This is a genomic window from Kitasatospora sp. NPDC002965 (genome assembly GCF_040611255.1).
In the GTDB taxonomy this organism is placed as follows: domain Bacteria; phylum Actinomycetota; class Actinomycetes; order Streptomycetales; family Streptomycetaceae; genus Kitasatospora.
In genome coordinates, this window is sequence record NZ_JBEXNT010000277.1 from 1 (window position 1) to 3,635 (window position 3,635).

A 3,635-nucleotide genomic window follows, 5' to 3' on the forward strand; every position below is an offset into this window, starting at 1 on the left:
CGGTGCGCTGCGGCAGGGTCCCGCTGTAGTTGTAGTAGCCGTTGTCGGAGGTCCGGCTGGTCGGGACCTGGGCGACGGGGAGGGCGTCGAGGTCCGACCACTTCAGCGGCTTGGTCGGGTCCCAGCTCTGCTTGGTGATGTAGATGGTCTGGTTGCCCTGGTGCGCGGCGGTGACCCGGAACTTGAAGTCGACCTTGCCGGGGGTGACCGCGCTGGCCGGCCAGTCGGCGCGCGGCAGGTCCAGCGCCTTGTACTTGTCGCGGTTGGCGGAGCACAGCTTGCCGTCCGGGATGATGGCCTGGTGGCGGCCGTCCGCGTTGGCGATGTTGACCTCGTTCCAGTCGTACAGCGGCTGGGTGCCGCTCAGGGAGACGAGGTCCTTGCAGATCTGCGACTTGGGGGTCTCGGGGCCCTCCGCGTAGCAGGCCGCGATCCGGCTGACCGGGTTGGTGACGGTGCCGTGAGCGCCGGCGGTGCCGATGCCGGTGACCGAGACGGTGAGGACGGCGGCGCCGATGACGCCGACGGACATGGCGGTTCGCTTCATGGACATGGGGTGGGGACTCCTTGACCGTGTTCCCGGGTCGAAGATGTGGGGGAGTGCCGGACACGTCTGTCCGAGGGGCCCGCCGACCCGGCGCGCCGGCCCCTGAGCTGAGCGTATGATTGGACTAGACCAGCTGGCAATAGGCCGTTCTGAGCCACTTTTTGACGGACTGTAGCCCTGCGAGCAGCACAAAGGCCCGATCGGATGCCGGAGTTAGGCATCCCATCGGGCCCTCTTAAGGTGCGGCCAAGGTTCGGCGGCCGGGCCGCGGGTCAGGGGTCGGTTCGTCCGATGGTGACCGAGCCCGCGGTGCCCGCCTGGATGACGCTGCCCTGCACCGTCCCGCCGCTGATCGCGATGTTCAACGAGCCGGCCGCGGGCTTCGGCAGCCTCGGCCCGAACTCCTCCAGGAGGGCTTCGAGTTCCCGGGCCGCAGCGGGGTTCTCGTGGAGCGCCTCACGGAGCCGGGCGCGCCAGCCGCCGGTCAGGTCCTCGACCGCCCGGGTGTCGCCGGCCTCCTGCGCGCGGGTGACGGCCGCCCTGGAGCGTTCCAGTGCGGCCTCCTCCGCCTCGTCGCCCTCGCCGCGTCCCAGCCACGAGCCGAAGCGCGAACGGGCCTGCGTCCAGAACTCGGTGGCCATCAGCCCGACCAGCGTGCTGGCGCCGGCCGTCACCAACTGCACGACTTCCGCTTCCACGGTCTCCCCCTCCGTCGGCGTGGTCCTCGCATCCGCTCCACGGTAGTGGAACCGGGCCCGCGCGCGAGGCGGAACCGTGCAGCTCAGGAACCCTGCGGCGGGGGTTTCGCCGCCGGGAGGACGCCCCGTGCGACCCCCGCGCCGCACGAGCCCCGCACGACCCGGGAGCCGCGCGACGCGGTCCGTGCGGGGCACGTGCGGTCCGTCCGGACCGGGGACCGGACGGGGTTCAGAGGAAGGTCTGCCGCTCGCCCCGGTAGGTCGGCACGGTGCGCACCACCGCGTCCCCCTCGACCAGGTGCAACTCGGCGAACCGCTCGCACAGTTCGCCCGCCTTGGCGTGCCGGAACCAGACGCGGTCGCCGATCAGCAGGTCGTCGGCGGCCGAGCCGAGCAACGGGGTCTGCACCTCCCCGGCACCTTCCATCGGGTCGTACCGCAGCCCCGGCGGCAGGTACGGCACGGGGGAGCGGTCAGGGCCGGCCGCGCCCGACGCCGGATAGCCGCCGCCGAGGACCGTCACCACACCGACCCCGGGCCGGCGCACCACCGGCTGGCCGAAAAGGGCGGCGGGCCGCCCCTGGAACGACCGGTAGTTGTCGAACAACCGGGGCTGGTACAGCCCGGAGCCGGCCGCCACCTCGGTCACCGCGCGCTCCGCCGCCGTCGACTCGACGCTCCCGGTGCCGCCGCCGTTGACGAACTCCAGCTCGGCGACCCGGCGCAGCAGCCGGACCGCCTCCGCCCGCCGCCCGGCCAGCTCGGTCCGCGCCCTGGTCTGCATCACCCGGACCAGCCGGGAGCGCACCGGGCGCCCGGGCACCGCGTCCCCCACCCCGGCCACGTGCCCCTCGTACGCCATCAGCCCGACCACCCGGAAGCCCCGGCGGCGCTGGACCAGCTCGGCGAAGGCCGCGAGGTCCCCGGGGGCGCGCAGCGGGGAGCGCCGGGCGCCGACCCGGACCCGCCCGCCGAGCAGGTGCAGCGCGGTGTCGAGTTCCAGGCAGACCCGGACCTCGGCGGTGCCCGCCCGGGCCGCGTCGACCAGGTCCAGCTGGGCCGGGTCGTCCAGCAGGACGGTGACGGCGGCGGCGAGCTCCGGGTCGGCGGTCAGCTCGGCGAAGCCGGCGCGGTCGGTGGAGGGGTAGGCCAGGAGGATGTCGCGCAGGCCCGAGCGGGCCAGCCAGAGCGACTCGGCGAGGGTGAAGCTCATCACCCCGGCGAAGCCGTCCGTGGCCAGGGCCCGTTCCAGCAGGGCCCGGCACCGCACCGACTTGCTGGCCACCCGGATCGGCTTGCCCGCCGCGCGGCGCACCAGGTCGGCGGCGTTGGCGTCGAACGCCGCCAGGTCGACGACGGCCACCGGGCCGTCCAGGTGGGCGGTGGCCCGGTCGTACCGGGCGCGGTCGGCCGCCGGGGAGGAGGTCGCGGCGGCGCGGGCAGCAGCTTCGAGGGTGGCCATGGGCGCAGAGTGCCACACCTCACTACCGGCCGGTAGGGGATGGGCCGGGTGTGTCGGGCCGGGTTCCGGGGACCTTCGGTCCGTGGGCGGGGCCCGCACGGTGGCATAGGGTCGGCCGGGTGGACCGCAAGAACATCCCCAACCCCGGATTCGCCGCCGACGACGGCGCCGCAGACCCGGCCCTGGCCGCCGCGCTCGCCCGCTGGTCGCAGGACCGCACGGCCGAGCCGGAGGTGCTCGCGGCGCTCGCGCCCACCCGGCTGATGGTGCCGATCGTGGCGATCCTCGGCGAGGTCGAGCTGGACGAGCACGGGCACCGGCACGAGAAGACCAGCGACATGGCCGTCCCCGTGGTCGAGGCCGCCGACGGCCGTCGCGCCCTGCCGGCCTTCACCTCGCTGGAGACCCTGGCCCGCTGGCGCGCGGACGCCCGCCCGGCGCCGGTGGCGGCCCCGCAGGCCGCGATGGTCGCGTTCTCCGAGCGCGCCGACACCCTGCTGGTCGACCCGGCCGGACCGGTCGCCTTCCGGCTGTCCGGCGCCCGGCTGCGCGCGCTGGCCGAGAACCGGCCCTACCTGCCGCCGGTGGCCGATCCCGAGGTGCGGGAGGCGGTGCGGGCGCTGCTGGCCGCGGAGCCCGCCGTGGTGCGCGGCCTGCTGGCGCCCTACCAGGACGCGGACGGTCTGCTCGCGGTGGTGCTGGACGAGGAGCTGGAGCGTGAGGCGGTCCAGGAGGCGGCCCGGCGGATCGGGCGGGCGGTCAGCGAGGACCCGGTGCTGCGGGTCCGGCTCGACCGGGGCCTGAGCCTGGCGGTGCTGCCCGCGGACGCCGGACTGCCGGGGGAGCCGCTCTACCGGCGGTAGCCGCCGGGGTGCGGACCGGGAGGACGGGCGCCGACGGGCCGCCCGGTGAGGCCCGCGGGAGCGGG

The 3,635-nt window shown here is 75.2% G+C and carries 4 protein-coding genes; 1 reads left to right on the forward strand and 3 read right to left on the reverse strand.

The genetic code is table 11. The features are described from left to right. From ABZY91_RS41695 to ABZY91_RS41705, 3 genes are all read right to left on the reverse strand, one after another. Positions 1-553, reverse strand: a 553-nt coding sequence (locus ABZY91_RS41695; RefSeq protein ID WP_355409426.1) for a lytic polysaccharide monooxygenase, incomplete at its 3' end; no start/stop codon positions are given. A gap of 266 nt (positions 554-819) precedes the next feature. Next, positions 820-1,245, reverse strand: a complete 426-nt coding sequence (locus ABZY91_RS41700) for a hypothetical protein (RefSeq protein WP_329882330.1) — start codon at positions 1,243-1,245, stop codon at positions 820-822. 229 nt (positions 1,246-1,474) lie between these two features. After that, positions 1,475-2,707, reverse strand: coding sequence for an amino acid deaminase/aldolase (locus ABZY91_RS41705; RefSeq protein ID WP_355409427.1), 1,233 nt, complete (start codon positions 2,705-2,707; stop codon positions 1,475-1,477). 119 nt (positions 2,708-2,826) lie between these two features. Here ABZY91_RS41705 and ABZY91_RS41710 point away from each other — a divergent pair, with 119 nt between their 5' ends. Then, positions 2,827-3,570, forward strand: a complete 744-nt coding sequence (locus ABZY91_RS41710; RefSeq protein ID WP_355409429.1) for an SseB family protein — start codon at positions 2,827-2,829, stop codon at positions 3,568-3,570. The last annotated feature ends 65 nt before the right edge of the window (positions 3,571-3,635 follow it).

Excerpts from the sequence above, each read along its gene's own strand:
- ABZY91_RS41705 (WP_355409427.1), bottom strand. The coding sequence starts at position 2,707 with ATGGCCACCCTCGAAGCTGCTGCCCGCGCCGCCGCGACCTCCTCCCCG.